This is a genomic window from Streptomyces sp. NPDC096324 (assembly GCF_044763015.1).
Lineage (GTDB): Bacteria > Actinomycetota > Actinomycetes > Streptomycetales > Streptomycetaceae > Streptomyces.
In genome coordinates this window covers 451,022-477,962 of the sequence record NZ_JBIWFK010000001.1, presented here as the reverse complement: position 1 = coordinate 477,962, position 26,941 = coordinate 451,022, and the positions used below count along the sequence as shown (strand labels likewise).

At 71.6% G+C, this 26,941-nt stretch carries 23 protein-coding genes and 1 pseudogene; 8 read left to right on the top strand and 16 right to left on the bottom strand.

Annotated elements, in window-relative coordinates; genetic code table 11:
- Positions 1–47: 47 nt before the first annotated feature.
- Complete coding sequence (gene ribA, locus ACIQ7M_RS02010; RefSeq protein WP_355774398.1) at positions 48–755, bottom strand: GTP cyclohydrolase II; 708 nt, start codon at positions 753–755, stop codon at positions 48–50.
- Between the two features lie 38 nt (positions 756–793).
- Here ribA and ACIQ7M_RS02005 point away from each other — a divergent pair, with 38 nt between their 5' ends.
- On the top strand, positions 794–1,555 hold the full coding sequence (locus ACIQ7M_RS02005) for a creatininase family protein (RefSeq protein ID WP_386982917.1): 762 nt from the start codon (positions 794–796) through the stop codon (positions 1,553–1,555).
- 137 nt (positions 1,556–1,692) lie between these two features.
- Here ACIQ7M_RS02005 and ACIQ7M_RS02000 read toward each other — a convergent pair.
- The 5 genes and pseudogenes from ACIQ7M_RS02000 to ACIQ7M_RS01980 all read right to left on the bottom strand — a co-directional run.
- Positions 1,693–2,421: pseudogene (locus ACIQ7M_RS02000) on the bottom strand (lysylphosphatidylglycerol synthase domain-containing protein); the annotation flags it as partial.
- A gap of 284 nt (positions 2,422–2,705) precedes the next feature.
- Positions 2,706–3,641, bottom strand: coding sequence for a class I SAM-dependent methyltransferase (locus ACIQ7M_RS01995; RefSeq protein ID WP_403638737.1), 936 nt, complete (start codon positions 3,639–3,641; stop codon positions 2,706–2,708).
- Positions 3,638–4,861: a glycosyltransferase family 4 protein gene (locus tag ACIQ7M_RS01990; RefSeq protein ID WP_403638735.1), complete on the bottom strand. Its 1,224-nt coding sequence runs from the start codon at positions 4,859–4,861 to the stop codon at positions 3,638–3,640. Before ACIQ7M_RS01990 ends, ACIQ7M_RS01995 begins: the two co-directional genes overlap by 4 nt.
- Positions 4,858–5,256 carry a 6-pyruvoyl tetrahydropterin synthase family protein gene (locus ACIQ7M_RS01985; protein ID WP_382796023.1) on the bottom strand — a complete coding sequence of 133 codons (399 nt, stop codon included), beginning with the start codon at positions 5,254–5,256 and terminating at the stop codon, positions 4,858–4,860. The genes ACIQ7M_RS01990 and ACIQ7M_RS01985 overlap by 4 nt, the downstream gene beginning before the upstream one ends.
- A 137-nt stretch (positions 5,257–5,393) precedes the next feature.
- Positions 5,394–6,374, bottom strand: a complete 981-nt coding sequence (locus ACIQ7M_RS01980) for a zinc-binding alcohol dehydrogenase (protein WP_355772216.1) — start codon at positions 6,372–6,374, stop codon at positions 5,394–5,396.
- Between the two features lie 108 nt (positions 6,375–6,482).
- On the opposite strand from ACIQ7M_RS01980, the gene ACIQ7M_RS01975 reads away from it, so the two are divergent.
- The 4 genes from ACIQ7M_RS01975 to ACIQ7M_RS01960 all read left to right on the top strand — a co-directional run bounded on the left by ACIQ7M_RS01975 (position 6,483) and on the right by ACIQ7M_RS01960 (position 10,030).
- Complete coding sequence (locus tag ACIQ7M_RS01975) at positions 6,483–7,289, top strand: CDP-alcohol phosphatidyltransferase family protein (RefSeq protein ID WP_355772213.1); 807 nt, start codon at positions 6,483–6,485, stop codon at positions 7,287–7,289.
- A gap of 229 nt (positions 7,290–7,518) precedes the next feature.
- On the top strand, positions 7,519–8,658 hold the full coding sequence (locus ACIQ7M_RS01970; protein ID WP_355772210.1) for an ABC transporter ATP-binding protein: 1,140 nt from the start codon (positions 7,519–7,521) through the stop codon (positions 8,656–8,658).
- Complete coding sequence (locus ACIQ7M_RS01965) at positions 8,655–9,359, top strand: ABC transporter permease (RefSeq protein ID WP_386982908.1); 705 nt, start codon at positions 8,655–8,657, stop codon at positions 9,357–9,359. Before ACIQ7M_RS01970 ends, ACIQ7M_RS01965 begins: the two co-directional genes overlap by 4 nt.
- Positions 9,356–10,030 (top strand): ABC transporter permease, encoded by a 675-nt coding sequence (locus ACIQ7M_RS01960; protein WP_355772204.1) that lies wholly within the window; start codon positions 9,356–9,358, stop codon positions 10,028–10,030. The genes ACIQ7M_RS01965 and ACIQ7M_RS01960 overlap by 4 nt, the downstream gene beginning before the upstream one ends.
- A gap of 89 nt (positions 10,031–10,119) precedes the next feature.
- Here ACIQ7M_RS01960 and ACIQ7M_RS01955 read toward each other — a convergent pair whose 3' ends face one another.
- The 4 genes from ACIQ7M_RS01955 to ACIQ7M_RS01940 form a co-directional block, all read right to left on the bottom strand.
- Positions 10,120–10,758 carry an ATP/GTP-binding protein gene (locus ACIQ7M_RS01955; RefSeq protein ID WP_386982906.1) on the bottom strand — a complete coding sequence of 213 codons (639 nt, stop codon included), beginning with the start codon at positions 10,756–10,758 and terminating at the stop codon, positions 10,120–10,122.
- Complete coding sequence (locus ACIQ7M_RS01950; RefSeq protein WP_355772201.1) at positions 10,709–11,140, bottom strand: DUF742 domain-containing protein; 432 nt, start codon at positions 11,138–11,140, stop codon at positions 10,709–10,711. The genes ACIQ7M_RS01955 and ACIQ7M_RS01950 overlap by 50 nt, the downstream gene beginning before the upstream one ends.
- A 76-nt stretch (positions 11,141–11,216) precedes the next feature.
- Positions 11,217–11,690: a roadblock/LC7 domain-containing protein gene (locus ACIQ7M_RS01945; protein ID WP_355772228.1), complete on the bottom strand. Its 474-nt coding sequence runs from the start codon at positions 11,688–11,690 to the stop codon at positions 11,217–11,219.
- 2 nt (positions 11,691–11,692) lie between these two features.
- Positions 11,693–14,254: an ATP-binding protein gene (locus ACIQ7M_RS01940; protein ID WP_403638730.1), complete on the bottom strand. Its 2,562-nt coding sequence runs from the start codon at positions 14,252–14,254 to the stop codon at positions 11,693–11,695.
- 359 nt (positions 14,255–14,613) lie between these two features.
- Between ACIQ7M_RS01940 and ACIQ7M_RS01935 the strand changes: the two genes are divergently transcribed.
- The 3 genes from ACIQ7M_RS01935 (at position 14,614) to ACIQ7M_RS01925 (ending at position 19,110) form a co-directional block, all read left to right on the top strand.
- Complete coding sequence (locus tag ACIQ7M_RS01935) at positions 14,614–15,558, top strand: glycine betaine ABC transporter substrate-binding protein (RefSeq protein ID WP_403639236.1); 945 nt, start codon at positions 14,614–14,616, stop codon at positions 15,556–15,558.
- Positions 15,559–15,724: 166 nt separating this feature from the next.
- Entirely contained in the window at positions 15,725–17,407 is a 1,683-nt protein-coding gene (locus ACIQ7M_RS01930; RefSeq protein WP_403638728.1) for an aromatic amino acid lyase, read from the top strand.
- Between the two features lie 65 nt (positions 17,408–17,472).
- Positions 17,473–19,110: a serine/threonine-protein kinase gene (locus tag ACIQ7M_RS01925; RefSeq protein WP_403638726.1), complete on the top strand. Its 1,638-nt coding sequence runs from the start codon at positions 17,473–17,475 to the stop codon at positions 19,108–19,110.
- A gap of 40 nt (positions 19,111–19,150) precedes the next feature.
- Here the strand turns inward: ACIQ7M_RS01925 and ACIQ7M_RS01920 are convergent, their stop codons facing one another.
- The 6 genes from ACIQ7M_RS01920 to ACIQ7M_RS01895 all read right to left on the bottom strand — a co-directional run bounded on the left by ACIQ7M_RS01920 (position 19,151) and on the right by ACIQ7M_RS01895 (position 26,671).
- Positions 19,151–19,555 (bottom strand): hypothetical protein, encoded by a 405-nt coding sequence (locus ACIQ7M_RS01920; RefSeq protein ID WP_403638724.1) that lies wholly within the window; start codon positions 19,553–19,555, stop codon positions 19,151–19,153.
- Between the two features lie 70 nt (positions 19,556–19,625).
- A complete protein-coding gene (gene oxc / locus ACIQ7M_RS01915) occupies positions 19,626–21,380 on the bottom strand; it encodes an oxalyl-CoA decarboxylase (protein ID WP_403638722.1) in 1,755 nt (584 codons plus the stop codon).
- Positions 21,381–21,518: 138 nt separating this feature from the next.
- Positions 21,519–21,731 (bottom strand): formate dehydrogenase subunit delta, encoded by a 213-nt coding sequence (locus ACIQ7M_RS01910; protein ID WP_386982894.1) that lies wholly within the window; start codon positions 21,729–21,731, stop codon positions 21,519–21,521.
- 1 nt (position 21,732) lies between these two features.
- Complete coding sequence (fdhF, locus tag ACIQ7M_RS01905) at positions 21,733–24,567, bottom strand: formate dehydrogenase subunit alpha (protein ID WP_403638720.1); 2,835 nt, start codon at positions 24,565–24,567, stop codon at positions 21,733–21,735.
- Positions 24,564–26,216: a formate dehydrogenase beta subunit gene (locus ACIQ7M_RS01900; protein WP_403638718.1), complete on the bottom strand. Its 1,653-nt coding sequence runs from the start codon at positions 26,214–26,216 to the stop codon at positions 24,564–24,566. The genes fdhF and ACIQ7M_RS01900 overlap by 4 nt, the downstream gene beginning before the upstream one ends.
- Positions 26,213–26,671, bottom strand: coding sequence for an NAD(P)H-dependent oxidoreductase subunit E (locus ACIQ7M_RS01895; protein WP_403638716.1), 459 nt, complete (start codon positions 26,669–26,671; stop codon positions 26,213–26,215). The genes ACIQ7M_RS01900 and ACIQ7M_RS01895 overlap by 4 nt, the downstream gene beginning before the upstream one ends.
- Between the last annotated feature and the right edge of the window lie 270 nt (positions 26,672–26,941).

Here is a 26,941-nt window from a genome sequence, read left to right as displayed (position 1 = left end):
CGCCGCCGCCCTCGTCCCCGTCGTGCCGCTCCGGTCGCCGGCGTCCGTCATTCCTCGGTGACGACCGTCTTCGCCTCGCCGGCGAAGATCGCCTTGGCCCACTCCTCGCCGTCCAGGTGCGGCAGGTAGTGGTCGAGGCGTTCCCGCTTGGTCAGCAGGTAGGTGAGGTTGTCCTCGCACGGCGGTATGAGGAGCGGCACCTGCTCGGCCACCTTGATGCCGTGGCGCAGCAACGACTCGCGCTTGCGCGGGTTGTTCGACAGCAGCCGCACGGACCGTACGCCGAGGTCGTGCAGCATCTCCGCCGCCACCCGGTAGTCGCGGGCGTCCACCGGCAGCCCGAGGGCCTCGTTCGCCTCGACGGTGTCGAGCCCCTCCGCCTGGAGCTTCATCGCCTTGAGCTTGGCGAGCAGGCCGATCCCCCGGCCCTCGTGGCCGCGCAGATACACGAGGATGCCGCGCCCCTCGGCCACGATGGCTTGCAGCGAGGCGGTGAGCTGGGGGCCGCACTCGCAGTGCTGGGACGCGAAGGAGTCGCCCGTCAGGCATTCGGAATGCAGCCGGGTCAGGACGTCCCCCTTTCCGAGCGTGTCCAAGTCGCCGTACACGAGGACGACTTGTTCCTCGCCGCGGTCGTGGTCGAGGTAGCCGACGGCGTGGAAAAAGCCGTACTCGGTGGGGAGCGGGGCAATCACGACTCGTTCGACACCTGTGAGGTGGGCATTCCCGCCGAGTACGCCAAAGTTATCTGTCATGATCTGGTTCCTAAGCAGAGTCGAAAGGGCCGTGAAAGATGAGTAGTTCGGGAACACGCGTGATGGAGTCCGGAGTGCTGTCACTGGACACCACTGAGGATGTCCGCGAGCGGGGGGCCGGTGTCGCCCGCCAGGTCGCCGTCCTTCCCGTCGGCAGCCTCGAACAGCACGGCGCGTACCTGCCCCTGACGACCGACACACTGGTGGCGTGCGCCATCGCGCGGGAGATCGCGGCCGCCTATCCGGTGCATCTTCTTCCTCCGGTGACGATCTCCTGCTCGCACGAGCACGCTGCCTGGCCGGGCACCGTCAGCATTTCCGCCGTCACGCTGTACGCCGTCGTCCGGGACATCGCCGCCTCGTTGCGGCGCTCGGGCGTCGACACACTGGTCGTGGTCAACGGGCACGGAGGCAATTACGTGCTGGGCAATGTGGTTCAGGAATCCGCGGGCACCGGTACGCGCATGGCGCTTTTCCCCGCCATGGAGGACTGGGAAGGCGCGTGTGAACGGGCCGGTGTGCAGACGTCGTTGCTCACCGATATGCACGCGGGAGAAATCGAGACGTCCATTCTCCTGCATGCCCATCCGGAATGCGTCAAAGACGGTTATGAGACCTCCGATTTCGTGGCCGACGACCGTCGGCATCTGCTCACTCTCGGCATGGCGGGCTATACCGAGTCCGGGGTCATCGGCCGTCCCTCGATGGCCGGCGCCGAGAAGGGGAAGGAACTCCTCGCCGGGCTGGCCGAGGCCTTCGGAGCGTATTTCTCGTTGGTGACGTCCGAGACGCTGCACTGATCGGGCCCTCCAGCGCTCTCCTCGCGGGGGCGCCGGAGCGAGGCACCCGAGCGGACGACCAGGACCACGGCGCCGGGCAGGCTCGCCGCGAGGCTGAGGACGCCGTAGATCACGGCGACGGTCAGGCCCATGCCGGCGCCGAGCCCGGCGGCGCCGAACGCCCAGGCGGTGGCGCCCTCGCGGGGGCCCCAGCCGCCGACGTTCAGCGGCAGCCCCATGGCCAGCAGGGCCAGCAGGGCCAGCGGCATGAGCACGGCGACCGACGCGGCGGATCCGGCGGCCCGGGCGGCGAGCACGAACATCGCCAGATGGCCGGCGAGCACCAGGACCGACGAGAGCGTCACGCCGGGCCAACTGCGCCGGGCCAGCAGGGCGCCCCGGGCCTCGACGAGCGCGCCGCGGACGGCGCCGTAGCGTCGTCCGGTGCCGGAAGTGGTCCGCCGCCCGCGGACGACGGCGAAGGCCGCCGCTCCGCACACCGCGACGATCGCGAGGACCAGCGCGCTCTCGCGGGCCTGCGCGAGCACGGGTGACGGCTGGGTGAGCAGCACCACCGCGCCGACGGCCACCAGCACGGCCTGGCCCGCGGTGCGTTCGAGCACCACCGAGCGCACGCCCCGGCCCATGTCACCGGCGCTCTGCCCGTGCCGCACGGCCCGGTGCACGTCGCCGAGGACCCCGCCGGGCAGCGCGGCGTTCAGGAACAGCGCGCGGTAGTAGTCCGCGACGGCCGCGCCCAGCGGGAGTTCGATGCGCAGCTCGCGTGCGACGAGGCACCACCGCCAGGCGCTGAACACCGTGGTGAGCAGCCCGATGGCGAGGGCCACCGTCAGGGTGGTCGCGTCGATCCTCCGCAGCCCGTCCACGAACACCCCGGTACCCAGCCGCCACAGCAGCACTCCCAGGATGAGGACGCCGGCGGCGGTGCCGACGTGCCCCCGCACCCGGCCCCACACCCGCCGGGCCGGGGAGGCCGCGTCGGCCGCCGGGCTTCCGGAGCCGCCGGCCGGGACGGGTCCCGGCTCGGTGCCCGTGGAGTCCGGCGCCCGCGAGGCGCCGGACTCGGCGGGGATGTTCAGGTGCGGGCCGTCGGGCTCCGGGGCCGTGGCCACCGGGGCGGCGACCGGTCCCAGTGTCTCCAGGCCCGCGCTCACGCCGCACCCCCGGCGGGGTGGGGCAGTGCCAGCACGTCGCTGTGGTGGACGACCACGCGCAGCTCGCCCGCGGCGCTCGCCGCGATCCGGGACGACAGATAGGCCTCCGCCCGTTCGGCCAGCTCGGGGCGCTCCTCGACGGCCGCGCCGACCCAGCCGCGCAGCCATTCCTGGGTGAGGGCGGCCTCGTCGGGGCCGAGCCGCCAGGGGCTCGGGTGCACCCGTACGGTGGCGCCGTAGCGGGCGAACGCGTCGCAGGCGGCGGTGACGGCGTCCGGGCCGAGCAGTTCGCCGCGCCGCTGGTGGGCGTTGAACGCCTCGGTGATCTCGGCGTCCAGCGGGTCGGGCGGGGTGAGCTCGACCCGGCCGGCCACGGACAGCGTCAGCAGGGCGGGCACGCCCGCTCCGGCACAGGCGGCCGCGAGCCGGTCGATCTCCTCGGCGGTGAGCACGTCGAGCAGCGCCGACGCGGTCACCAGGGAGGCGCCGGCCAGGGCGTCCGCCGTCAGCCGCCCGATGTCACCGCGCTGGGTGGTGACGGCGACGTGGCTGCCGTCGGCGGCCGCCTTGGGCGCCCCGACCGTGGCGAAGTGCAGCAGGTACGGGTCGCGGTCGTGCAGGATCCAGTGCTGGGAGCCGTCGAGCCGGGGCGCGAGCCAGCGGCCCATGGAGCCGGTTCCGCAGCCGAGGTCGTGGATCGCGAGGTCACCGCCGCGGACCGGCCGGTTGGCCAGCCGGATGCGCAGCGGGTCGAGCAGGTCGACCGCGCGCGCGGCGGCGTCGGCGGGCTCGCGCAACTGGAGCCACTGCGGTGCGTAGCGCACCTCTTCGGCGTCAGGGTCCCCGACTCGCTGACCGGGCACGCCCGTCCTCACCTTCTGCTCGGGGATGCCGGAGTCGGGCCCGCTCGCGGGCGTCGTGGCGGTGCTCATGCCGCCCTCCGGGGTTCCTGGGGCAGCCGGCCGAGCACTCCGGCCAGGCTGCGCGCGGTGGTCGCCCAGCCGTCGAGCGCGGCGCGCCGTCCGCGGGCGGCGGCCTTGAGCCGGCGGCGCACGTCGGCCTCGCCGAACCAGCCGCGCAGCTCGGTGGCGAGCGCCGCCGGGTCCTCCGGGGGGACGAGGATGCCGGGAACTCCGCCGTCGGGAGCGCGTCCGACGGCCTCGGGCACTCCGCCGACGTCCGTGGCGAGCACGGGGATGCCGCGGGCCAGGGCCTCGGTGACGGCCATGCCGTACGTCTCGGCGTACGAGGTGAGGACCATCAGGTCGGCCGCCGCGTAGCTGGCGTCGAGTTCGGCGCCGGCCTGGGGTCCGGCGAGGTGCAGCCGGTCGCCGAGGCCGTGCCGTTCGATCAGGGCGCGCAGATGGTCGACGTAGGCCGGGTCCTGGGTGAGCCCGCCGACGCAGACGCAGCTCCAGGGCAGGTCGGTGACGGTGGCGAGGGCTTCGATGAGCCGGTGCTGGCCCTTGCGCGGGGTCACCGCGGCGACGCACAGCAGCCGCGAGACACCGTCGGTGCCGGAGGCGACCGGTGCGATGTCGGCGCCGGGGGCGGCGGCGTGGACCCGGTCGGGGGCGAGGCCGTGGTGGGCGACGAGCCGGCGGACGGCCCATTCGCTGGTGGCCACGACGGCCGACACGGCCCGCAGGGTCGTACGTTCCAGGGCGTCCAGCTCGGCGGCCACGGCGGGGTCGAGCCCCGTCTCGTCGCCGAGCGGCAGGTGGACGAGGACGACGAGACGCAGCCGGTCGGCCTCGGGAGCGACGATCTCGGGGACTCCGCAGGCGACGATCCCGTCGAGGAGGACGACGGTGCCGTCGGGCAGGTCGGCCAGGGTCCGGGCGAGCTCCGTACGGGCCGCCGCGGTGGGGCGGGGCCATTCGCCCGCGACGATGTGCCGCTGGACGTGCCAGCCGAAGCCGGGCAGGTCGAGGCAGAGGCGGCGGTCGTAGGCGTTGCCGCCGCTCGGCGTGGCCGGGTCGTCGACGCCGCCCGGCATGACGAAGTGCACGGTGCGCAGGGACATGGGGATGATCTCGGCGTTCTTGAGAGCCGCGTTCTGCACGGGCACGTAGTTCAGGGCACCGGATCCGGCGGCCTGCGCGGCACGGCCGGACACCGGGGAGGCCTTGTCGAGGGTCACGTCGGTCACAGGTCACGCTCGTAACTCGCCCAGGCGATGTGCGATTCGTGGAGGGTGACGGTGATGCCGGTGAGGCCGCGGGCTCCCGCGCCCAGGGCCCCGGCGTGCACGCGGTCGGCGAGACGGTCGGCGATGACCTTCGCCAGGAACTCGGTCGAGGTGTTGGTGTCCTTGAAGTCCGGCTCGCTGTCGAGGTTGCGGTAGTTCAACTCGCTCACGACGGCGCCGAGCTCCTGCGTGGCCAGGCCGATGTCGACGACGATGTTGTCGTCGTCGAGCTCGGGGCGACGGAAGGTGGCGTCCACCAGGAACGTCGCTCCGTGGAGGCGCTGCGCGGGTCCGAAGACCTCGCCACGGAAGCTGTGGGCGATCATCAGGTGATCGCGGACGGTGATGCTGAACAACGGACGACCCTCCAGGTGCGGTGCGTCTGATCCCCTGCCGGGATCACGTCGTGTAGTACGGCTGCCCGGTTCACCTTGTTCAGCCGCGCTTCGCCCTTTCTTCGGAGTCCAGGGAGGTCAGGCCGGTTCTCGTCGGCTCAAACCTGTTCGTAGGCGACGCGGTGACACAGGGCGGGTATCGATCCGGAGGCCAGTTTGCCCATCACGTCCGGAAGTTCGCCGAACGAGCACTCGCCGGTGATCAGGGCGTCGAAGGCCGGTTCGGCGAGGAGGTCGAGGGCGAGCGCCAGCCGGTCCGCGTACGTACGGCCGGCCCGGGCGGAGGGGGAGACGGAACCCACCTGGCTGCTGCGCAGGGTCAGCCGGCGGGAATGGAAGGCCTCGCCGAGCGGCAGGGCGATCCGGCGGTCTCCGTACCAGCTCAGTTCGATGACGGTGCCCTCGTGGGCGAGCAGGCCGAGGGAGAGGTCGAGTCCGGCCTCCGTGGCGCTGGCGTGCACGACGAGGTCGCGTCCGCCCTCGGCCTCCTCGGGCAGCGCGAAGTCGACGCCGAGCGCACGGGCGACGGCACCGCGTGCCGGGTCGGCGTCGACGAGCTGGACGCGTACGCCGGGGAAGCGGGCGAGCAGCGCCGCGACCGAGCAGCCGACCATGCCGCCACCGACCACGGAGATCCGGTCGCCGATGAGCGGGGTGGCGTCCCACAGGGCGTTCACCGCGGTCTCGACGGTGCCGGCGAGGATGGCGCGGGAGGCGGGCACCGACTCGGGTACGGGGGTCACGGCGCTCACCGGGACGACGTACCGCGTCTGGTGCGGGTAGAGGCAGAAGACCGTCCGCCCGAGCAGGTGCGCGGGCCCTTCCTCCACTCGGCCGACATTCAGGTAGCCGTATTTCACGGGTGCGGGGAAATCCCCGTCCTGGAACGGCGCGCGCATCGAGGCGTGCTGGTTCTCCGGGACTCCCCCGCGGAACACGAGGGTCTCGGTGCCCCTGCTGACTCCGGAGTAGAGCGTACGGACGAGCACCTCGTCCTCCGCGGGCTCGTTCAGGGTGACGTCACGGATCTCGCCGTGGCCCGGAGAAGCGAGCCAGAAGGCGCGAGCTGTGAGTTCCATGAGCGTCCCCCTGAACGATTCCGCAGATCTTCACGTACGGAGCAGTGACAAGTCGCGCACACGGTACGCGGCGTTGATCGAATCTGTCATTCGGCCGGAGGATCTGCGGTGGCCCTGAACAACATGTACGGCGCAAGGCTCCCTCAGCAGGAGACCACGGTGGGAGCCGGCGTGCAGCTCCTGGTGCTGGCCCTGCTGGGCACGGCGATCGGGATGGGGCCGGCGGGCTGGCTGACCGGTCTGGTGTTCGCCTTCGCCACCTGGGCGGTGCTCACCCGCGCCGTGCGGCGCACACAGCCCCGCTCCTTCGGACCCGCCAACCGGGTGACGCTCGGCCGCGCGATCCTGGTCGGCGGTGTCACCGCGCTGGTCGCGGACTCGTTCGAGAGCTCGCCGCCGGTGAGCCTGCTCGTCGGTCTGACGGCGGTCGCGCTGATCCTCGACGGCGTCGACGGCAAGGTGGCCCGGCGCACCGGCACCTCCTCGGCCCTGGGCGCCCGCTTCGACATGGAGGTGGACGCGTTCCTCATCCTCGTGCTGAGTGTGTACGTCGCGATGTCGCTCGGCCCGTGGGTGCTGCTGATCGGCACGATGCGGTACGCGTTCGTCGCCGCCGCCCGAGTGCTGCCGTGGCTGAACGGCGAGCTGCCGCCGAGCATGGCGCGCAAGACGGTGGCGGCCCTCCAGGGCGTCATCCTGCTGGTCGCGGGCTCCGGACTCCTGCCGTACGAGGCGGAGGCGGCCGCCGTGCTGACCGCGCTCGCGCTGCTCGTGTGGTCGTTCGGCCGCGACATCGCGTGGCTGTGGCGGCAGGGCGGCCACGGGCCCGCCGAGCGGACCCGTCAGCCCCGGACGACCGAGCGTCCGCGCGAACTGGTCACCGCGGGCCGGGCCCCCATGGGTTCCGAGGGCTGATCACCGAACCCTCCGGTTCCGAACGGGAGTCGGCACCGGACCACACGGGTCCGGGTGAGAGCCGAGGGGGTTCCCGGAAACGGGACGCGCCCAGAAAAGGCGGGCGTACGCACGACATTCACGATCTGTCATGGCCGGGAACGAACATCGACTGACTAGACTACGCACCCTCTCGTGCACGTGATCGCGCCACGCGCGGGCAAGGCCGTTCCCGAAGGGTTCTCGACGCTTGATAGCCATCGAAGATGTCAGCAAGCGATACGCCGACGGCACGGTGGCCGTCGATCGCCTGACACTCCAGATACCGGACCACTCCATCACCGTTCTCGTCGGACCTTCGGGCTGCGGCAAGACCACGACACTCCGCATGATCAACCGCATGATCGAGCCGAGCAGCGGCACGATCCGGGTCGACGGCGAGGACATCCGCAGCCGCCCGGTCAACACCCTGCGCCGCTCCATGGGTTACGTCATCCAGAACGCCGGCCTCTTCCAGCACCGGACCGTCGTCGACAACATCGCCACGGTGCCCCGGCTGCTCGGCTGGTCCAAGCAGCGGGCGCGGGAACGCGCGACGGAACTGATGGAACGAGTCGGCCTCGACCCGGCCATGGCCCGCCGCTATCCGTACCAGCTCTCCGGCGGTCAGCAGCAACGCGTCGGCGTCGCACGCGCGTTGGCGGCCGATCCGCCCATCCTGCTGATGGACGAGCCGTTCTCCGCGGTCGACCCCGTCGTACGCCGGGGCCTCCAGGAGGAGTTGCTGCGCATCCAGAGCGAACTGGGCAAGGCCATCGTCTTCGTCACCCACGACATGGACGAGGCGATCACCATCGGTGACCGCATCGCGGTGCTGCGCACCGGCGGCAAGCTGGCCCAGTTCGCGGCTCCGGACGAGATCCTCTCGGCGCCGGCCGACCCGTTCGTCGAGCAGTTCCTCGGCTCCGACCGGGGCATCCGGGGTCTGTCGTTCCTGAGCACCGACGAGCTCGAACTCGACCGCTCCCGGGTCTTCCCCGTGGGCTCCGACTGGCGGGAGATCGCCGCACGCGAGCCCGCGGGGGCGCCCGTGCTGGTCACCGACGCCGACGCCAGGCCGCTCGGCTGGGCCGACCCCGGGAGCTGGGGCGGCGAGGTCGGGGACCTCGAACCGTACGGCCCGGCCTTCGAGGTGGGCCGCGACTCGCTACGGGTCGCCCTGGACCGGGCCGTGCTGTCGCCGACCGGCCAGGCCGTCGCGGTCGACGGTTCGGGGAAGGTCGTCGGGGTCGCCGGGCAGGAGACGGTCGCCGCGGCGATCCGGTCGGCCCGGCGACGGCGGGCGGCGGACGCCTCTCAGGAGACGCCGACGGCGAAGGCCGCGCGATGAACGGGTTCTTCGACATACCGAGCGCCATCCAGCACAGCTACGGCGGCCTGATCGCCCTCCACATGGAGGAGGCGCTCGTCCCCGTGCTGGCCGGTCTGCTGCTGGCCCTGCCGATCGGACTGCTCTGCGTCCACTTCGACTGGCTCTACGCGCCGGTGCTGTGGACCTCGACGATCCTCTACGCGATCCCCTCGATCGCCTTCTTCGTGGTGCTCATCGACTACACCGGGCTGAGCCGGCTCACGGTGATGATCCCGCTGTGTCTCTACAGCCTGGTCGTGCTCGTCCCGGCGGTCGTCGACGGGGTCCGTTCGGTCCCCGAGGAGACGAACGCCGCCGCCTCGGCCATGGGCATCGGCCTCGCGCGCCGCTACTTCCAGGTCCAACTGCCCATCGCCGTACCGGCGATCATGGCCGGACTGCGGGTGGCCGTCGCCTCCAGCATCAGCCTGGTGAGCGTCGGCGCGCTGATCGGCAACCAGGGCGCGTTCGGAAATCTGCTGACCTACGCGCAGTTGTACGGCCTCCCCCGGCTCGCCGTGACCGCGGTGGTCACCCTGGCCGTGCTCGCGGTCGTGATCGACGCCCTGCTGGTCCTGCTGCGGCGGGTGCTCACCCCCTGGCAGCCCCCGTCCGGCCGCGCCAGGCGCTTCGGGTCCACGGCCGCGGACACCACACCCGCTCCGGAGGGCGCCTCGTGAACGTACTGCACTTCATGCAGGCCTTCTTCAGCGACGGTTCCCACTGGCACGGCTACGACGGCATCCCGCAACGCGTCTGGGAGCACGTCCAGTACACGGCCGGGGCCCTCGCGATCGCGTCGGCCATCGGGCTGCCGATCGGGCTGGTCACCGGACACACCGGGCGCGGCGGCAACACGCTGGCCTTCGTGTCCGCCGGGGCCCGGGCGCTGCCGACCTTCGGCCTCCTGGTCCTGATGTTCGTGTGGCTGGGTCTCGGCATCGTGCCGGTGATGATCCCGCTCGTGGTGCTGGCGATCCCGCCGGTCCTCATCACCACCTACGAGGCGGTCCGCACCGTGGACCCCTCCCCCGTCGACGCCGCCCGCGGCATGGGCATGCCGGAGGCGCGGATCCTGTTCCAGGTCGAGGTCCCGGCGGCACTGCCGCTGATCCTCAGCGGGCTCCGCTCGGCGACGGTCCAGATCGTGTCCACGGCCACGATCGCGGCCTATGTGTCCCTCGGCGGAGTCGGCCGGTACATCCTCGACGGCCTGTACCAGCACAACTACGAGAAGGTGGCCGGCGGAGCCGCTGTCACGGCCGTCCTCGCCGTGCTCGTCCTCGTGCTGTTCTGGGGCGTGGACCGGGTGGCGGTCTCCCCCGGCGTGAGCAGACGCCAGACCTCGTAGGGGGACGGACACCGATACGGAGAGGGGGACAGCCCACGGGCTGTCCCCCCTCCGGTCTTCCGGCCGTGTGGGGCCAGTTGCTCAGGTGCTCAGGAACGCTCTCCGGGAACGTGGGCCGCCCGCTCGGCCCTGGCGAGGGCGTGTTCCAGGACGACGAGCAACGCGTCCCGCACGGACCCCCGGTCGCGCGCGTCGAACACGGTCAGCGGCACATGGTCGGCGACGTCGAGGGCCCACCGTACGTCGTCCAGATCGTGTTCGACCCTGCCGTCGAAGGCGTTGACGGCCACCGCGAAGGGGATCTCGCGGTGCTCGAAGTAGTCGACGGCCGCGTAGCAGTCGTCGAGCCGCCGGGTGTCGACGATGACGAGCCCGCCGAGCGCGCCCTCGACGAGGTCGTCCCACATGAACCCGAACCGCTCCTGGCCGGGCGTGCCGAACAGGTAGAGCTTGAGCGTCGGGTCCAGGGTGACGCAGCCGAAGTCCATGGCGACGGTCGTCGTCACCTTCTCCGGGGTGTGGGTGAGGTCGTCGACACCGGCGGCGACCGAGGTGATGGACGCCTCGGTGGTCAGCGGCTCGATCTCCGAAATGGCCCCCACCGTCGTGGTCTTGCCCACGCCGAAGCCGCCCGCGATCACCATCTTCACCGGCAGGGGCGGCCGGGGACGCTCGTCGTCATCCCTCACGGATCGCGCCCCGGGAGTCGGGGACAGCTCTGAGACCATCGATCACCCTTCGCAGAACAGTGACATCGCGGTTGGAACGGGCCTGCGGCGCGTACAGGGCGAGTTGCCCGTCGGCGCGCAGATCGTCGGCGAGCACCCGGACCACATTCAAGTGCATCCGGAGCCTCGCCGCGATCTCCGCGAGCGACTGCGGCTCGCGGCAGACCGTGATGATGTCGCGGTGCTGGTCGAAGACGAAGCGGTCCAGTGCCGCCAGCCCCACACGCGTGGCCACCACCTGTGTCTCGATCGGGATGGGCGGTACGAGACTGTCCCCGCCGGCGACCCGTCCCGCGGTCAGCAGGAACGGCCGGACGACCGAGGCGGGGCGTTCCCCTCCCCGTTCGGCGTCACCGCCGGCCAATGGCTCGCCGGACGTCATCACGTCCTCCCCCTTCAACTCGGCGCGCGTCACCGGTCATGTGACGTGCCGTCGGAACAGCGTCCGGCCGGTGTGGTCAACCGGCCGGTGCGACACCCACGGTTCGCTTCAGTTCCATCACCAGTTGCGGACTGAGCACCGCACCGGCCCGGTTGGCGAACAGGGTCATCTCGTAGGCGATGTTGCCGAGCTTCGCCTCCTTCGAGGTGACCACTCCGAGCACCGCGCCGGCGCCGAGCGCGGACACCAGCACGTGCCCTTCCTCCAGGTCGATGATGACCTTGTTGAGGCTGCCGAGGCCGTAGTTGCCGGAGGCCCCCATGGCGAGGCTGGTGATACCGGACACGATCGCCGCGAGCCGCTCGGAGTCGGCCTGGCCGCGCAGTTGGGAGACCGCGATGAGCAGTCCGTCGGAGGAGACACCGATCACGTCGACGACCCCGGCGGTCTCGGTGGCGAATCGGTTGAGCAGCCAGTTGAAGTCGGCGGCGGCCGTCTTCACGTCCGCCGCGGGTTCCGCTGTCCGGGACTCGGGTCCGCCTGTCCACATGGTCACGTGCTCATGCCTTCCGGGGAAGAGGGTCTTCTGTTCTGGGTGTCGGTCCCGGCCTGGCCGCCGGGTCTGCCGCCCGGCCGGGTCACCACGGTCGTGTGGTCCTCGGCCGAGCTCTCGCGTTCGGCCCGCAGGACGGCGGCCTCGAACTCGTCGAGTTCGGAGCGCGCGGCCTCGGCGTCCGTCGGCTGCCAGGACGGCGGCCTGCGGTGGGTGGGTGGTTCGGTGGGCCGGGGAAGCCGGCTCGCCGCGGTGCCGGCCGACAGGGTCGCCCCGCGCACCCGGCGGCGCAGCGGACCGGCCTCGCCGGACCGCGCCGGTCCGGTGGGTGCCGGGTCGGCGCCGCTGCCGGGCCGGGCGCCGCCGTGCGTGGTCGCGCGCTCGGCGCCGGTGTCCGTCGCCTCCGAGCGGCGGGCGTGGCCGGGGGACTCGGCGGTCCGGGACCAGGAGGGCACCCTGCGGGGCAGGCCCGCGGGTCCGGCCGGCGCCTCGATCCTCGCCTTGCGCGGCTCACCGGCTCCGGAGCGGCGCGGCGGCGGCTGCATGCGCGGGGCCCGCGCGGGGGCGGCGACCTGCTCGCCGGGCACGAGGTGGGCCGCGGGGACGGCGACGGTGGTGGTGACACCGCCGCCCGGGGTACGGGACAGGACGACCTCGATGCCCCAGCGCCGGGAGAGTCCGCCGACGACGAACAGACCGAGCACCTCCGTCGGCGCCAGGTCGAGGCGCTCGCGCCGGATCAGCCGGGCGTTCTCCTGCTCCAGCCGTTCGGGGCTCATGCCGAGTCCGTGGTCGATGATCTCCACGAGGGCTCCGCCGCCGTGGTGACGTGGCCGCAGGACGACTTCGACGCCGCTGGTCGCCGGGGAGAACATCACGGCGTTCTCCAGGAGTTCGGCGAGCATGAGGGTCAGGTCGCCGACGATGTCGGGGACGACGACGACATCGCCCTCGGCGTGCGGGGTGACGCGCTGGTAGCCCTCGATCTGGCCGAGCGCGGCGCGCACGATGTTGCTGAGCCGCATCGGTTCGGTGTTGAGGCCGGTCTCGCTGATCCCGGCGAGCAGCATGAGACTGTCGGCGTTGCGCTGCAGACGGACGGCGATGTGGTCGATGCGGTAGAGCCGGTCCAGCACCTCGGGGTCGGTCTCGCCGCGCTCCACGGAGTCGATCAGGGCGAGTTGGCGGGCCGTCAGGTTGCTGACCCGGCGGCCGACGTTGCCGAACATCTCGGCGATGTTGCGCCGGCCGACGACCTGGCGTTCCAGCAGCGCGCTCGCGGTGACCTGAACCTGGTTGAAGGCTTCGGCCAGTTCACCGATCTCGTCGCGGACCGGCACGGGTACGGCTTCCAGGCGCGGCGGGCTCGCGTCGTCGGCGTCGTCGTCCGCGACCCGGGCGAGCTCGCTCTTGGCGGCGCCGGCCACGTGCTGGGCCGCCGCCGTGAGGGCGCGTACGGTCCGCACCACGGAGCGCCGGGTCAGCACGGAGAACGCCAGCCAGGCCGCGAAGGCCGCCAGGATGCCGGCGACCAGCCAGACCACGCGCCACCAGGCGGAGTTCGACGCGGACTGGGCGTTGCCCGCGATCCCGCCGATCAGCGACTGGACGACCTTCAGCCGGTTCTCCGCCTGCCGTTCATAGGTGGGACCGGCGCGCAGCGCCTCGTCGAGCGCCGCCCGGAGCTGGGTCGCGTTCTCGGCGACGAGCGCTCCGGTGTCGACCTGGAGCGCGGCCCAGTGCTGGGTGATGACGCTCTGGTAGGGGCTGTGCTCGATCTCGGCGAGGTCGGTGCCCTGTTCCGGTCCCGCGAACCGGGTGAACCGTTCGGCCTGGTAGGTGTACTGGTCGTAGTCGCCGACGGCGCCGGTGAACTCGATGAGCGCGTTGGAGTCACGGGTACGGGCGGCGAAGACGCTGGTCTCGAAGGAGGCGTGGGCGGTGTCGGCGCGGAGCAGGGCGTCGAGCAGGTTGCCCGCGGACGCGGAGGACTCGCCGCCCGACCGGCCGAGGCCGAGGCCGTCGATGAGGCCCTCGATCACCGATCCGTACGCGGGGTCGATGTTGTCGGCGGGGATCGGACCCTGCTCGACGGTCTCGCGAAGGCTGTCCAGGCCTTCGAGCTCCTTCAGCGCCTGGGCCTCGCCGTCGGGCAGCCGGTCGCCGTAGGCGGAGCGGACCTCTCTGATGCGCGCGGTGACCTTGTCCTGCGCGGCCAGATAGGCGGCGGTGTCCGGGGCGCTCTCGCCCTTGCCCGAACCGGCGGCCTCGTAGCGCAGGGAGACCAGGAGTGCCTGCCGGTGCTCGGTCTGCACGGCGTCGATGAGTTTCGTCACCTGCGTGCTGTCGCGCACGAGTTGGGCGGTGTCGGCGGCGGACCTGGCCTTGCCGATCTCACCGGACACGACATAGGCGAGCATCACGGAGATGACGGCGAGCGGCACGATCACCAGAACATTGAGTTTCCGGCGGAAGGGCCAGCGGTCCAGCAGAGATGGTGTCCGGCCGGTCCCGAGAGCAGTGGACGGCTGCCCCGAGGCGGCTTTTCTGTGCGCGGGCACCCAACCTCCTTGACTTCATTCCCCGTTGGAAGCCTCGTAACAGGCCGCCTGCATGGATCACATGGTCACGAGCAGCGCGATCGGGCCGACAAGTGGAAGGGGGCCCTCGACGCGGCCAACACTAGCGGCTGCCGTCAGACTACGGCCATGATCAACCGAAAAGTGGCACGGGAAGACGCCTGGTTCGCTCATGTTTCAGTCATGTTGCGCCTACGGGCTGAAGCTGCGCGGTCCCCATCGGTGATCTATTCGTGTCTTGACGGTAGTTGAGACGGCTCGATTGGATCGTCAGGACCGTCACCCGAGCCCACCGGTTACCACCGCCCCGCCGATTGCCAAGTCTGGATGAACAAGTGACCATCGCCAGAAGCACTCGTACCTCCGCAACCTCCGCTGTTTCCCTGCTGGTTGTGGCCGCCGCCGCGCTGACGGGCTGCGGCTCCTCCGACGACTCGGGCAACAAGGACCCGTTGAAGGGCGACACCGCCAAGGCCGGCACGGTCGTGGTCGGTTCCAACAACTTCCCCGAGAGCATCCTGCTCGCCGACATCTACGGCGAGGCTCTCAAGGCCAAGGGAATCAAGGTCAGTTACAAGCTCAACATCGGCAGCCGCGAGACCACGTACGGACTGATCAAGAACGGCACCATCTCGGTCCTTCCCGAGTACAACGGCGCGCTGCTCGCCTACCTGGACGCCAAGGCCGCGCCGACGTCCGTCGACGAGGCCAGCCAGGCGATCTCGGCCAAGCTCGACGCGAAGCTGTCCCTGCTGGAGCCGTCCGAGGCCCAGGACAAGGACGCGATCGCCCTGAACGAGGCGACGGCCAAGAAGTACAACCTCACGGACAAGTCGACCATCAGCGACCTCGCCGACCTGGCGAAGAACCTGGTCGTCGGTGGCTCGCCCGAATTCCAGACCCGGCAGCAGGGCCTGAAGGGTCTGAAGTCCGTATACGGTCTCGATTTCAAGAGCTTCAAGGCACTGGACGCGGGCGGCCCGCTGACCGTGGCGGCGCTGAAGGGGAACAGCATCCAGGCCGCGGACATCTTCACGACGGACCCCGGAATCAGCAAGAACAAGTTCGTGGTGCTCCAGGACCCGAAGAACCTCTTCGGGTTCGAGAACGTAACTCCGCTGACATACAAGAGCGCTCTGCCCGCGGCCGGGGTCTCGGTCCTCAACGACGTCTCGGCGAAGCTCGACACCGAAACCCTGGTGAAGCTCAACAGCGACGTGCAGAACGGCAGCAAGGACCCGCTGGACGTGGCCAAGAACTGGCTGGCCTCGGCGGGACTGAGCTGACCTGGCGTCGGCGACCGGACGACGGAAGCCCGGGCCGTGTCCGCGAAGTCGCGCCTGCCCGGCGGGCGGACGACGCGAGTTCGCGGACACGGCCGGGGCCGGGAGGACTGTCTCCCGGCCCGGCCCGTCGACGGCGACGGTGTACCGCTGAGGAGTGAAGTCCGTCATGCTCGAGCGCACGGCCGAGGCCGTCCCGGTCACCCCCGGCGTCTCGGCGACCCCCGGCGCCCCGGTCGCCGACAGCCCCGCCGTCCACGGTCCGGCCACCGGGACCACGGACGGGTGGAACGTGCCGCCCGGTGCCGTACTCGACGGCCGGGGTCTCGACGCGGCCACGGTGGCCCGGGTCGCCGACGGGGCGCCGCCACCTCCCGTGTGTCCGGCGGCACGTGAGGCCATGGAGCACACCCGGCGGGCTGCGCACCGGCTGGCGGCCGAGGGTGCCCGCGTCTACGGACGCAGCACCGGGGTGGGAGCGCACCGGGGACTCGCCGTCGAGGAACACGACGGCGCGGGTCACGATCTGCGGCTGCTGCTGAGCCACGCGGGCGGGGTGGGTGAAGCGCTGCCCGCCCGCCAGGTCCGCGCGATGATGGTGGTGCGTGCCAACCAACTCCTGGCCGGCGGCTCGGGGTTGGGCCCCGAGATCGCCACGGCCATCGCACGGGCGCTGGAGGCCGGTGTGTGTCCCCGGGTGCCCGAGTACGGGTCCGTGGGCACCGGCGACCTGACCGCGCTGGCCCGACTGGGCCTCGCCCTCTTCGGCCACGACGTGTGGTCGCCCGAAGGTCCGCTGTCCGAGGAGCCGTCGGCCCGGCATCCGGTGCCCGAACCCCTTCCGCTGCAACGCGGTGACGCGCTGGCCCTGTTGAGCAGCAACGCCCTCACTCTCGGGGAGTCCGCGCTCGCCTGGCACGACCTCGGGACACCGCTCCGCGCCGCGCACGTCGTGGCCTCGCTCGCCCTGCACGCGGTCGACGGCTCCCTCGAACCGTACGCACCGGAGGTCCACGCGGCCCATGCGCACCCGGCGATCGCCCGCGTGGCGGGGCGTGTCCGGTGGCTGCTCGGCGCGGAGACCGGACCGGGGACACGCGTCCCGGGCCGGGCGGACAGGGTGCAGGACCGGGTGCAGGACCCCTTCGGCTTCCGGTGCTTCCCGCAGGCCCACGGCCCCGCTGTGGAAGCGTGGTCCGGCCTGGAACGGGTGCTGTCCATCGATCTCAACTCCGCCACCGAGAACCCCCTCATCGGCTGGGACGCCGTCACGGCCGCTCCCGTCGCCCGGCATCACGGCGGCTTCTTCACCGCCCCGCTGACCCTCGCACTCGATCAGTCGGTCCTCGCCGTCCTCGGCACGGCCCGGCTCTCGGCGGCGCGGCTGTCCGCCCTCGGCCGCCCCGAACTGACGGGACTGCGCTCCTACTTGGCCGACGACTCCTCGGCCGGCTCGGGAATGATGATCCTTGAGTACAGCGCCGCCTCCGCCCTCGCCGAGATACAGGCGTGCGCCACCCCGGCCTCGCTCGGGCATGTGGTGCTGTCCCAGGGCATGGAGGAGGCGGCGACCTTCGCGACCCAGGCCGCGCGCAAGGCGCTACGGGCGGCGAAGGCGTACCAGCTGGTCCTGGCCTGCGAACTCGTGGCGGCTGTCCGGGCGTTGCGTCTGCGCGGCACTCCGCCCGCGCCCGGCACCCCGGCGGGCCTCGCCTATCTGCGCGCGGCGGCGGCGCTGGACCCGGACATGCGGGACCGTCCTCTCACCGACGACGTGACCGTGGCGGCGGCCCTGCTGGACGGCTTCGCCGAACTCACCGGCGGCGAAGGGGAGCCCGCACGGCTGGGTTAGAGTCGGCGCGGTCCCGGTCGGAGGTTCTGCCGTGGGCGGGCTGTGCGTTGGGGGATGACGGCACCATGCGGTACGAACACGTGGAACTCTCGGGGTACGAGATCCAGGAGGTCCTCGGCCGGGGCGGCTTCGCCACGGTCTACCGGGCACATCAGGTGGCGGTGGGCCGCGAGGTCGCGCTGAAGGTCGACAGCAGGGTCCTGGCCTCGGACCGCGACCGGCAGCGCTTCCTGCGCGAGGTCACGGCGGCGGGCCGGTTGTCCGGACATCCGCACGTCGTCCCGGTGTACGACGCGGGCGTCCTCGGCGACGACCGCCCGTACATGGTCATGGAGCTGTGCCCGGGCGGCTCCCTCGGCGACCGCCTGCACCGCCACGGACCACTGTCCGTCAAGGAGGCCCGGGACATCGGGCTCGGCATCGCCGACGCGCTGGCCGCGGCGCACGCCGCCGGGGTGCTGCACCGCGACATCAAGCCGGGCAACATCATGGTCAACCGGTACGGCGGGGCCGCCCTCACCGACTTCGGCCTGGCCGCCATGCCGAGGCCCGGCCGGGACCTGTCGGTGACGCGCGAGGCGCTGACTCCGGCGTACGCGCCGCCCGAGGCGTTCCACCTGGCCGAACCCACCACGACGGGCGACGTCTACTCGCTCGCCGCCACGCTCTACGCCCTTCTGCGAGGCCGTCCGCCGCACCACCCGGACGACGGCACCCAGCTCAGTCTCGCGGAGCTCATCGTCCGGCACACCTGGCCCTACGCCGACCTGCCGGGCGTGCCGGGCGCCCTCAACGAGGCGCTCAGACAGGCCCTGGAGACGGATCCGGCCTCACGGACGCAGGACGCGTCGGGGTTGCGGGACGCGCTGGCCGCCGTCGACGTCGACAGCGCCGCCCGGGGTGTGTTCGGGCCGGCGCCCCGGACGGCCCCCACCGTTCCCGCCCACCGGGACGCGCCTCCCGCCTCGTACGACCCGCGCGTCACCGTTCCCCCACCGCCCTCGGACCCGCGTCCTCCGAGCCCGGTGACTCCGGGCGACCGCCCCACCGGCGGTGGAGCGGCGAGCACGGTGGCGGAGCCGGCGGCCCGCGGGTCCTCGCGGTGGCGTCCGGGCCTGATCGGCGTGCTGGCGGCGGTGATCTCGGTGAGCGTGTCCGTCACCTGGGTGGTCAACACCTACGGGTCGCCGGACGGCCCCGGCTCCTCCACGGGCGGAACCCCGACCTCCAGCACCTCGGGCAAGGCCTCGCCGGGCGCCGACGCGGCCTTCGGCGGCGTACGGACCACGCGAAGCGACTGCCCCGCCGCCGGCGTCGAGGGCGTGGGCGGCCGCTGCGTCACGAGCCCCGAGTGCTGGAGCGGCATCACCGACATCTCGGGGACGATCACCGTCAGCCGCGCCGACTGCCACGTCGCGCATGTGTGGCAGACCTTCGCCGTCGCCCCGCTGCCCAAGGACGGGATGACGTACAACGCGAGGGATCTGGTCAAGCATCCCGACGTCAAGGCGCTGTGTTCCCAGCGGGTGATGCGTGACTCCCTGACATCCGCGAGCCGTTCCGCCGGCACCCGCTGGGACGTGGACGTCCTGCCGCCGACCGCCCCGCAGTGGGCCGAGGGCCTCAGGGTGTTCCGCTGCGTCGCCGCGGCGGAGACGGACGACGGCGAGATCACCGACAGCCACTTCGGCGCGAACGGCTGACCGCGCGCACGTTCCGAACGGGCCCCGCCCGGAACGTGGTTCAGACCGCCGGGCCGTCTCTTCCGGCCCGGCTCATCAGCCACTGCCAGCGCCCGCGTTCGGTCACGCAGGTCGCGGCGGCCAGCACGGTGACCAGGACCGCCACCCAGGCGGGCCAGGCGAGCCACGAGAACACCACCGCCGCGACGAGTTGCAGCAGCACCAGCAGCACGGTCGCCCAACCCGGCACCGGTACGAGGACGTTGGCCTTGTCCCCCGGCGTCGAGAAGACCGTCGGCAGACCGATGAGCACCACCACGGAAACCACGGCGAGCAGCCACGAACGGTCGGACAGCGCCCAAGGGGTGGCCACCCAGGCCACGATCTCCGTCGCGAAGCGAAGGACGGACGGTATGCGGTCGTCGGGTCGCCCCGACGCGGTCGTTCCGGGCGCGGTATCGGTCACCGCGAAACGATCCCACGCCGGACTCCCGATCACCAGACGGGCACGCTCCCGAGGGGAGGCGGTCCGCGGGTCACTTCGCGGCGGACGCGATGGTGCCGCCCGTGATGCCCTTCGGGTTCAGGTGGGCGATGTGGCCGCTCTCGGTGCCCGCGGAGGGGTCGATGACGCAGTCGATGAGCGCCGGGCGGCCGGAGGCCAGTGCCTCGGTGAGGGCCGCGGTGACCTCGGCGGGCGTGGTCGCGCGGTAGCCCTTGCCGCCGAACGCCTCGATCATCCGGTCGTGGCGGGCCGCGACCATCAGGGTGGTCGGGGAGGGCGCGTCGCCGCGGGGATTGACGTCGTCGCCGCGGTAGACACCGCCGTTGTTCATGACGACCGTGACGACGGGCAGCTCGTACCGGCAGATCGTCTCCAGCTCCATGCCGCTGAACCCGAAGGCGCTGTCGCCCTCCACGGCGACGACCGGGGCCCCGCCGCTCTCGACGGCGGCGGCGATCGCGTAGCCCATGCCGATGCCCATGACACCCCAGGTGCCGCTGTCGAGGCGGTGCCGCGGTACGCGCATGTCGATGACGTTGCGCGCGATGTCCAGCGCGTTCGCGCCCTCGTTGACGATGTACGTCTCCGGGTGCTCGCGCACGACGTCGCGTACGGCCTTCAGGGCGCCCATGAACTGCATGGGACGCGGATCCGCCGCCAGTCGCTCCGCCATCCTCGCGACGTTCTGCGCCGACCGCGCGGCCAGCTCCGCGCGCCAGGCGGCCGGGGCCGCGATCCGGCCCGGTTTGGCGCGCTCGGCGATCGCTTCCAGCACCGACTCGATGTCTCCGACCAGCGGGGCCGCGATGGGCTGGTTGCTGTCCATCTCCCTGGCCTCGATGTCGACGTGGACGAACCGGGCGGCGGGGTTCCACTGCGGTGCCTGGCCGTGGTTCAGCAGCCAGTTGAGGCGGGCGCCGACCAGCATCACGACATCGGCCTTCTTCAGGGCCAGCGAACGGGCGGTGGCCGCGGACTGCGGGTGGTCGTCGGGCAGCAGACCCTTGGCCATCGACATCGGTATGAACGGGATGCCGGTGGACTCCACGAACTCGCGGACGCGTTCGTCGGCCCGCGCGTACGCGGCACCCTTGCCGAGCACCAGCAACGGCCGTTCCGCGCCCGCGAGCAGGTCGACGGCCCGGTCCACCGCCTCGGGCCCCGGGAACTGACGCGGCGCGGGATCGACGATCCGGCTCAGCGTCCGCGCGCCCGCCTCCGCGTCCATGATGGAGCCGAGCACCGCGGCGGGGATGTCGAGATACACGCCGCCGGGGCGCCCCGAGACCGCGGTGCGCAGGGCGCGGGCGATGCCCCGGCCGATGTCCTCCACGCGGCTCACCCGGTAGGCGGCCTTGCAGAACGGCTGCGCGGCGGCGAGCTGGTCCATCTCCTCGTAGTCACCCTGCCTGAGGTCGACCAGGTGCCGCTCGCTGGAGCCGGAGATCTGCACCATGGGGAAGCAGTTGGTGGTGGCGTTGGCCAGGGCGACCAGACCGTTGAGGAATCCCGGCGCGGACACGGTCAGACAGATGCCGGGCTTCCTGGTGAGAAAGCCGGCGGCCGCCGCGGCGTGACCGGCGTTGCTCTCGTGCCGGAACCCGATGTAGCGGATGCCCCGCGCCTGCGCGAGGCGGGCCAGATCGGTGATGGGGATGCCGACGACCCCGTAGATCGTGTCGACGTCGTTCATCTGCAGCGCGTCGACGACCAGGTGATACCCGTCGGTGAGCTCGGTCCGCGCTTCGGCGTTCGGCGCGGTCTCCGGTGTCGAGGGAGCGGTCATGGTCCGAGGTCCTCCTTGGGCTGGTCCGGTCGGTTTCCGGTTCTGCGGTTTGCCGTTCTGCGGTTTGCCGTTCCGCGGTTTGCCGTTCCGCGGTTTCCGGTTCTGGCGGTGGCTGGTCCAGGTGGTGGTCACCCTGGCTCAGCGCAGGAGCCGCACCGCCGCGATCACCAGGGGATGCAGCCCGTCGGCTCCGGCGTCGGCGTACGCGAGGAGCCGGGAGCGCATGCGGGGGTCCCAGAAGCGGGCGATGTGTCCCGCGACGGCCTCGGCCGCCGACTCCTCCGGCAGGTGCCCGAGGTTCACGGCGATGTCGTTGGCCATACGGCGCTCCGGTGGCACGGTCGCCGTCATCTCAGTCCACCGCCGTGAGGACGTCGTCGGCGGCGGCGTCGGCGGCCCGTTCCGGTGTCCGCGCGGCGTGCCCGAGCGGATGGGCGAGTCCCACCTGTACGGCGGTCACCTTGTACTCGGGGCAGTTGGTCGCCCAGTCCGAGTTCTCGGTGGTCACCACGTTGGCGCCGGTCACGGGGTGGTGGAACGTCGTGTAGACGACGCCGGTCGGCATCCGGTCGGAGATCTCCGCCCGCAGGGTGGTGCTCCCGACGCGGCTGGCCAGCGTCACCAGCGCGCCGTCGGTGATGCCGCGGACCTCGGCGTCGTGCGGATGCAGCTCCAGGACGTCCTCGGGATGCCAGGCGACGTTGCCCGTACGCCGGGTCTGCGCGCCGACGTTGTACTGGCTGAGGATGCGCCCGGTGGTGAGCACCAGCGGGAAGCGCCGGGTGCTGCGCTCGTTGGTCGGCACATAGGCGGTGACGACGAACCGGCCCTTGCCGCGCACGAATTCGTCGACGTGCATGACCGGGGTCCCCTCGGGAGCGGTGGCGTTGCACGGCCACTGCACGCTGCCCAGTTTGTCGAGCAGGCCGAAGGACACTCCGGTGAACGTCGGGGTGACGGCGGCGATCTCGTCCATGATCCGGCCGGGATGGTCGTACGTCATCGGGTAGCCCATGGCGGTCGCGATCTCGCACACGATCTGCCACTCGTGCCTGCCGGTCCTCGGCTTCGTCACGGCGCGCACCCGGTTGATCCGGCGTTCGGCGTTGGTGAAGGTGCCGTCCTTCTCCAGGAAGGACGCGCCGGGCAGGAAGACGTGGGCGAACCTGGCCGTCTCGTTGAGGAACAGGTCCTGCACGACGACGAGTTCCATGGCTTCGAGCGCGGCGGTGACGTGCTGGAGGTTGGGATCGGACTGCGCGATGTCCTCGCCGTGCACGAACAGGCCGCGGAACGTCCCGTCGATCGCCGCGTCGAACATGTTCGGGATGCGCAGTCCGGGTTCGGCGAGGAGCGTGCCGCCCCACAGGTTCTCGAACACCTCGCGGACGGCGTCGTCGGACACATGGCGGTAGCCGGGCAATTCGTGCGGGAAGGAGCCCATGTCGCAGGAGCCCTGGACGTTGTTCTGCCCGCGCAGGGGGTTGACCCCGACGCCGTCGCGGCCGATGTTGCCGCACGCCATCGCGAGGTTGGCCATTCCCATGACCATGGTGGAGCCCTGGCTGTGCTCGGTGACGCCGAGGCCGTAGTAGATGGCGCCGTTGGGCGCCGTCGCGTACAGCCGTGCGGCGGCGCGCAGTTGGCCGGTGGGGACACCGCTGATCTCCTCGGTGGCCTCCGGGCTGTTCTCGGGCCGGGCGACGAACTCCGCCCACGCGTCGAAGTCCTCGCACCGGGTGTCCACGAAGGACCGGTCGACGAGACCCTCGGTGACGACCACATGGGCCATGGCGTTGACGACGGCGACATTGGTGCTGGGCCGGAGCTGGAGGTGGTGCGCGGCCTCGATGTGCGGGGAGCGCACCAGGTCGATGCGGCGGGGGTCGACGACGATCAGCTCCGCGCCCTCGCGCAGGCGTCGTTTCATCCGGGAGGCGAACACCGGGTGTCCGTCGGTGGGGTTGGCCCCGATCACCATGATGACGTCGGCCTCCGCCACGGAGCGGAAGTCCTGGGTGCCGGCCGACTCGCCGAAGGTCTGCTTGAGTCCGTATCCGGTCGGGGAGTGGCAGACGCGCGCGCAGGTGTCCACGTTGTTGTTGCCGAACGCGGCCCGCACCATCTTCTGGACGACGTACACCTCCTCGTTGGTGCACCGCGACGAGGAGATCGCGCCGATCGAACCCTGACCGTGCCGGCGCTGGATGTCCCGCATCCGCCGGGCGACCGTGCCGATGGCCTCGTCCCAGCCGACCTCGCGCCAGGGGTCGGTGATGCTGTCGCGCACCATGGGCCTCAGGACCCGGTCGGGGTGGCTCGCGTAGCCGAAGGCGAAGCGGCCCTTCACGCAGGAGTGGCCCTCGTTGGCTCCGCCGTCCTTGTACGGCACCATGCGGACGAGTTCGTCGCCGCGTAGCTCGGCCTTGAAGGAGCAGCCGACACCGCAGTAGGCGCAGGTGGTGACCACCGACCTTGTGGGCATGCCGAGTTCGACGACCGACTTCTCCTGGAGCGTGGAGGTGGGGCAGGCCTGGACGCAGGCGCCGCAGGAGACGCACTCGGAGTCCATGAACGTCTCCGCGGCGCCGGGTGAGACCTTGGAGTCGAAGCCGCGTCCCTCGATGGTGAGCGCGAAGGTGCCCTGGACCTCGCCGCAGGCGCGCACACAGCGGGAGCAGGCGATGCACTTGGCGGGGTCGAAGTCGAAGTACGGGTTGGAGGTGTCCTTCTCCGCGTCGAGGTGGTTCTCGCCCTCGTAGCCGTACCGCACCTGGCGCAGGCCCACCACGCCCGCCATGTCCTGGAGTTCGCAGTCGCCGTTGGCGGGGCAGGTGAGACAGTCGAGCGGATGGTCGGAGATGTACAGCTCCATGACGCCCTGGCGGAGCTTCTCCACCTTCGGTGTCTGGGTCCTGACCGTCATCCCGTCCGCCACCGGCGTGGTGCAGGAGGCCGGGGTGCCACGCCGGCCGTCGATCTCCACCAGGCACAGCCGGCAGGAGCCGAACGCCTCCAGGCTGTCGGTGGCGCACAGTTTGGGTATGCCGACGCCCGCGAGCGCGGCGGCACGCATCACCGAGGTGCCCTCGGGGACGGTCACGGCCAGCCCGTCGACCTCCACCGACACGGTGGCCGCCCCGGGCCGTTCCGGGGTTCCGAAGTCGGGTTCCTTGAGCAGTGTCATGAGGTGCCCTCCCCCCTCGCGCCGCCGTGCCGCCGGGAGTCGGGCTCCCGGCCGGTCTCGCGGGCGAGGAAGTCGTCAGGGAAGTGGGTGAGGGCGCTCCGTACGGGCATCGGGGTGAGCCCGCCCATCGCGCACAGCGAACCGTCGGTCATCAGGTCGCACAGGTCCTCCAGGAGCGCCAGGTTCTCGTCCCGCTGCCGGCCGGCCACGATCCTGTCGATGACCTCGACACCGCGTACCGAACCGACCCTGCACGGTGTGCACTTGCCGCAGGACTCGGCGGCGCAGAACTCCATCGCGAAGCGGGCCTGGGCGGCCATGTCGACGGTGTCGTCGAAGACCACGACGCCCCCGTGGCCGACCAGCGCGCCGGCCGCCGCGAAGGCCTCGTAGTCCATCGGCAGGTCGAACATCGACGGGGGCAGGTAGGCGCCGAGCGGTCCGCCGACCTGCGCCGTGCGCACCGGGCGCCCGGAGAACGTACCGCCGCCGAAGTCCTCGACGAGCTCGCGCAGGGTGACGCCGAACGCGGTCTCGACGATGCCGCCGTGCGCGATGTTGCCGCCGAGCTGGAAGACCTGGGTGCCGCGCGAGCGTTCGACACCGAGTCGCTCGTAGGCGCGCGCTCCGGCGGCGAGCACGACGGGGACGGTCGCGAGGGTGAGTACGTTGTTCACCACGGTCGGTCTGCCGAACAGGCCCTCGATCGCCGGGATCGGCGGTTTGGCCCGGACGGTGCCGCGTCTGCCCTCCAGGCTCTCCAGCATGGAGGTCTCCTCGCCGCAGATGTACGCGCCGCCGCCGACGCGCACATGCAGGTCGAAGTCGAGTTCCGAACCGAGAACGCCCTTGCCCAGCCAGCCGTGTTCGCGGGCGACGCCGATCGCGGCCCGCATCGTGGCCACCGCGTCCGGGTATTCCGAGCGGATGTAGAGGTAGCCCTCGCTCGCCCCGACCGCGTGCGCGGCGATGGTCATGCCCTCGATGAGCATGAACGGGTCGCCCTCCATGACCATCCGGTCGGCGAAGGTGCCGCTGTCGCCCTCGTCGGCGTTGCAGCAGACGAACTTGAGGTCGTCGGCGCGGTCGAGGACGGTCTTCCACTTGACGCCGGCCGGGAAGCCGGCGCCGCCCCTCCCCCGCAGCCCGGACGCGGTGACCTCGGCGACCACGTCCGCGGGCGGACGCTCCAACGCGGCGCGGAGTCCGGCGAGGCCGCCGTGCGCCACGTAGTCGTCAGCGGACAGCGGGTCGGTGACGCCGACCCGGGCGAAGGTGACCCTGTTCTGCCGCGCCAGCCAAGGAAGTTGGTCCACGACACCCAGCCGCAGCGGATGGTCGGCACCGTCGAGCAGGCCCGCGGCGAGCAGATCCTCGACGTCGGACGGGGCCACGGGGCCGTAGCCGACGCGGCCCATCGGGGTCACCACCTCGATCAGTGGCTCCAGCCAGAGCATGCCGCGTGAGCCGTTGCGCACGATGTCGAGGGGGACGCCGTCGCGCACGGCGGCCCGTCGCAGCGCGTCCGCGACCTCGTCCGCGCCGACGGACCGCGCCGCCGAGTCGCGGGGGACGTAGACGGTGGCCGCGGGGTGCGTCGGGTCGTCGGCCTCGTCGCTCACGACGGGAACGCCCGCCTCGCCCCTCATGACGAGACCTCCCCGTTCAGCATCGAACCCAGCCGGGCAGGTCCGACGCGGCCGAACAGCCGCCCGTTCACCTCGACCGACGGGCCCAGGGCGCAGTTGCCGAGGCAGAAGACCTGCTCGACGGTGACGGCGCCGTCCGCGCTCGTCTCCCCGACCTCCAGTCCGGCCTCCCGGACGTAGGCCACCAGACGTTCGGCGCCGAGCGCCTGACAGGCCTCCGCCCGGCAGACGCGCACGGTGGTGCGTCCGGCCGGTTCGCCGCGGAAGTCGTGGTAGAAGGTCACCACTCCGTGGACGTCCGCGCGGGAGAGGTTGAACTCGTCGGCGAGCACGGCGATCGCCTCCCTCGGCACACACCCCAACTCGGCCTGCACGGCGTGCAGTACGGGCAGGAGCGCGCCGCGCTGATCCCGGTGAACGGCCGCAGCCCTCCGGACCACGCTCTCGACCGTCATGTCATCCACGCTGGCCGTCATAGTCGCTCCGCCTTCCGTCGTGCGGGTCCCGGGCGATGCCTGCGAGACTGAGACACTACCCCATACAGGCTTCTGTATACAGAACTCAATCCGCATCAATTTCCGTCGACCGAACGTGAATTGGCCCCGGGGGACGGCGATCGCGGGTGCGTCGCGAGCTGCCCGCACACCATGGATGCCCGGCCGGATGCCCGGCCGGCACCCCTGCCGACCTGGGATCACCTCCCGATGACGACCCACCATCCTGCA

What these genes read in the sequence shown, in the direction of transcription:
- ribA (WP_355774398.1), bottom strand. Translation starts at nt 755, where the DNA reads ATGACAGATAACTTTGGCGTACTCGGCGGGAATGCCCACCTCACAGGT.
- ACIQ7M_RS02005 (WP_386982917.1), top strand. Translation starts at nt 794, where the DNA reads ATGAGTAGTTCGGGAACACGCGTGATGGAGTCCGGAGTGCTGTCACTG.
- ACIQ7M_RS01995 (WP_403638737.1), bottom strand. Translation starts at nt 3,641, where the DNA reads ATGAGCACCGCCACGACGCCCGCGAGCGGGCCCGACTCCGGCATCCCC.
- ACIQ7M_RS01980 (WP_355772216.1), bottom strand. Translation starts at nt 6,374, where the DNA reads ATGGAACTCACAGCTCGCGCCTTCTGGCTCGCTTCTCCGGGCCACGGC.
- ACIQ7M_RS01965 (WP_386982908.1), top strand. Translation starts at nt 8,655, where the DNA reads ATGAACGGGTTCTTCGACATACCGAGCGCCATCCAGCACAGCTACGGC.
- ACIQ7M_RS01955 (WP_386982906.1), bottom strand. Translation starts at nt 10,758, where the DNA reads ATGGTCTCAGAGCTGTCCCCGACTCCCGGGGCGCGATCCGTGAGGGAT.
- ACIQ7M_RS01950 (WP_355772201.1), bottom strand. Translation starts at nt 11,140, where the DNA reads ATGACGTCCGGCGAGCCATTGGCCGGCGGTGACGCCGAACGGGGAGGG.
- ACIQ7M_RS01945 (WP_355772228.1), bottom strand. Translation starts at nt 11,690, where the DNA reads ATGTGGACAGGCGGACCCGAGTCCCGGACAGCGGAACCCGCGGCGGAC.
- ACIQ7M_RS01930 (WP_403638728.1), top strand. Translation starts at nt 15,725, where the DNA reads ATGCTCGAGCGCACGGCCGAGGCCGTCCCGGTCACCCCCGGCGTCTCG.
- ACIQ7M_RS01925 (WP_403638726.1), top strand. Translation starts at nt 17,473, where the DNA reads ATGCGGTACGAACACGTGGAACTCTCGGGGTACGAGATCCAGGAGGTC.
- oxc (WP_403638722.1), bottom strand. Translation starts at nt 21,380, where the DNA reads ATGACCGCTCCCTCGACACCGGAGACCGCGCCGAACGCCGAAGCGCGG.
- ACIQ7M_RS01910 (WP_386982894.1), bottom strand. Translation starts at nt 21,731, where the DNA reads ATGACGGCGACCGTGCCACCGGAGCGCCGTATGGCCAACGACATCGCC.
- fdhF (WP_403638720.1), bottom strand. Translation starts at nt 24,567, where the DNA reads ATGACACTGCTCAAGGAACCCGACTTCGGAACCCCGGAACGGCCCGGG.
- ACIQ7M_RS01900 (WP_403638718.1), bottom strand. Translation starts at nt 26,216, where the DNA reads ATGAGGGGCGAGGCGGGCGTTCCCGTCGTGAGCGACGAGGCCGACGAC.
- ACIQ7M_RS01895 (WP_403638716.1), bottom strand. Translation starts at nt 26,671, where the DNA reads ATGACGGTCGAGAGCGTGGTCCGGAGGGCTGCGGCCGTTCACCGGGAT.